Below are 2791 nucleotides of genomic sequence, written 5' to 3' on the forward strand. Positions count from 1 at the left end.
ACCCAGAATAACCAAGTGCAACCAGATAATTGTTCGGTTCATCTTCAGTCCCTAACACCATCAAGATATCTTTTGATGTTGTTACTGAGATTTGATCCGTCATGTTGATGCTGGATTGATAACTGCCTTTGGGTTTATGCAAAATAAACCCACGATCTTCTGCAACTGGCCCACCATTAAGTACTGGCTTATCAAGGCTTGCTTGGTTGGATTTCGGCTGTTCAGAGTCAACCTCAACTTGCTTGAGCATGCTGCCGACAGTGACATCGATAGGAGCGTTGATCATCAAACCCATCGCACCTTCGTCATTGTGCTCACAAAGATAGATCACCGAATTTTGAAAGTATGGGTCTTTCATTCCGGGCATAGCGACCAGAAAGTGGTTCGTTAAATTCATAGAGCCTCCTGCCAGTGTGTTCCCAGTAAAGGAAAAAGAGCGGCGTAAAGCCGCTCATTGTTCTTTGCCTAGATATTTTTGTGTTTTCGAATAGCTAAGGCTTTCTTTAGTTTAGGCTATTTAGCGTTAACGCGACGCTCGATTGCATCCATTAATTTTCCCGTTACCGAAATATCAAAAGCAGCTTCAATTTCACGGATACAAGTAGGGCTTGTCACGTTGATTTCAGTCAGTTTGTCACCGATAACATCAAGTCCTACAAAGATTAAACCTTTCTCTTTTAATGCCGGTGCAACTGCTCTTGCGATAGCCCAGTCTGTTTCACTCAGCGGGCGAGCTTCACCTGTACCGCCAGCAGCAAGGTTACCTCGAGTTTCCCCTTTCGCAGGAATACGCGCTAGGCAGTAAGGCATTGGTTCACCGTCAACCACAAGAATGCGCTTATCACCATTGCTGATGTCTGGAACAAAGGTTTGTGCCATTGCGTAGTTTTGACCGTGGTTGGTCAGTGTTTCAATGATTACCGATACGTTAGGGTCGCCTTCCTTCACACGGAAGATTGACGCGCCACCCATGCCATCAAGTGGTTTTAGAATCACGTCACCGTGCTTCTCGCGGAATGCTTTAATTTTTTCAGCTTTACGAGTCACGATGGTGGTTGGTGTGAGTTCAGGGAACCATGCCGTGAACAACTTCTCGTTACAGTCACGTAAGCTTTGTGGCTTGTTTACGATCAGTGCGCCGTTCTCTTCAGCACGCTCAAGAATGTAAGTCGCGTAGATGTACTCAGTATCAAACGGAGGATCTTTACGCATCAGTACCGCATCTAAATCGGATAGCGCGATAGTCTGTTCTGATTTGAACTCGTACCAACCGTTTGGATCTTCTTTTAGTTCAACAACCTTAGTGTCAGCAATGGCTACGCCTTGATCTAAATGTAGATCATCCATTTCCATGTAATGGATTTCGTAACCACGACGCTGAGCTTCAAGCATCATGGCAAAGCTAGAGTCTTTTTTGATGTTAATGGATGAAATTGGATCCATTACGATGCCAAGTTTGATCATTTCTTTCTCCTAGCCTAGATCGCCAAAACGGACTTGTAAGGCAGTAATTGCGGTTAGAGCAGCAGTTTCGGTACGAAGTACACGTGGACCGAGTAGCGTCTCTTCAAATTTGTATTGTTCTGTCATGCCGATTTCTTCAGCGGACAGTCCGCCTTCAGGACCGATCAATAGGCGCACCTTACTGATGGGTTCTGGAAGGGTGTTAATTGAGTATTTTGCTCGAGGGTGCAGGTTTAGCTTCAACGCTTCACTCGGTTCGCTGCACCACTCTTCAAGCTGCATGATTGGGCGAATAACCGGAACCGTATTACGGCCAGATTGTTCACATGCTGCGATAGCAATCTTTTGCCACTGTGCGAGCTTTTTCTCGAAGCGTTTAGTATCAAGCTTAACGCCACAGCGCTCTGAAATAAGAGGGGTAATGGTGTTCACACCAAGCTCAACCGATTTCTGAATCGTGAATTCCATTTTGTCGCCACGTGAAATCACTTGGCCTAAATGTAAGTCTAACGGAGATTCGCTGCTGCGCTCGATACGTTCAGTAACATTAACTGTGACGTTCTTTTTTGATACTTCAGCAATTGTCGCAGGGAATTCAGCGCCACTGCCATCAAATAGAAGAACATCTTGACCTTCTTTCATACGAAGGACTCGACCAACATGACCCGCGGCATCTTCGTCTAAAGCGAGTGAACCTAACTGATGAATGCGTTCTGGGTGATGGATGCGAGGGATTCTCATGCTGGTAAACCTATAAATATGTTCATTTGGGTATTTTGTCTCTGCCTAACATGGATGCTTTTAGTTGAAAAAACAAGGGTAGCGCAAGAGTTTCAGGGGCAATTCTGAAACTCTTGTTTGAGATGGAGGCAATTGGAGATGTTGGTTGCCTGAGTCGTGTTATTTACAAGCAGGAAAAACAAACGGGTTGTGATTACCTTGGATCGCATAGATTCGCTCATCACGCGTACATTCCCACTTATCGACAGGGAATTGCTTGTTCCACGCCATCATCAGGTTAGTCTGCTGCTTAGATAGTTTGAAGCCGTACTCTTGGCTCATATAAAGATAAGTACGCGCGATAGAACCTTTTGCTCTGTCTGGCGGCATCACTTTGCGCTGCTTGAAGTTGACCTGCATTTCACATTGACCATAGCTAACGCCATCCATTCCATTCCACTGACTGAAATTGTAATTAGAGCGATCACCGTTAACCTCGCCAATGGCCGGAGTCAGATTATGAAGATCGGCTTCCATGGATTTGAATACTTTGTCGTTGCGAGTGCAGTTCTTACGTCCGCCATCTTGCCAGCACTGACGCTGGTGG

General features: G+C 45.5%; 4 protein-coding genes. All 4 read right to left on the reverse strand.

All coding sequences use genetic code 11. The features are described 5' to 3' along the window. Positions 1-397, reverse strand: a 397-nt coding sequence (locus AB4496_RS18325) for a YqgE/AlgH family protein (RefSeq protein WP_372131572.1), incomplete at its 3' end; no start/stop codon positions are given. Positions 398-513: 116 nt separating this feature from the next. Continuing rightward, positions 514-1464 carry a glutathione synthase gene (gshB, locus tag AB4496_RS18330; RefSeq protein WP_102258157.1) on the reverse strand — a complete coding sequence of 317 codons (951 nt, stop codon included), beginning with the start codon at positions 1462-1464 and terminating at the stop codon, positions 514-516. Positions 1465-1473: 9 nt separating this feature from the next. Continuing rightward, entirely contained in the window at positions 1474-2205 is a 732-nt protein-coding gene (gene rsmE, locus AB4496_RS18335) for a 16S rRNA (uracil(1498)-N(3))-methyltransferase (RefSeq protein WP_017091302.1), read from the reverse strand. Between the two features lie 159 nt (positions 2206-2364). Next, positions 2365-2791 (reverse strand): endonuclease (locus AB4496_RS18340; RefSeq protein WP_372131574.1); only part of this gene is annotated, 427 nt, incomplete at its 5' end.

The organism is Vibrio sp. 10N.222.46.A1, from assembly GCF_041473595.1.
Classification (GTDB): domain Bacteria; phylum Pseudomonadota; class Gammaproteobacteria; order Enterobacterales; family Vibrionaceae; genus Vibrio; species Vibrio tasmaniensis_A.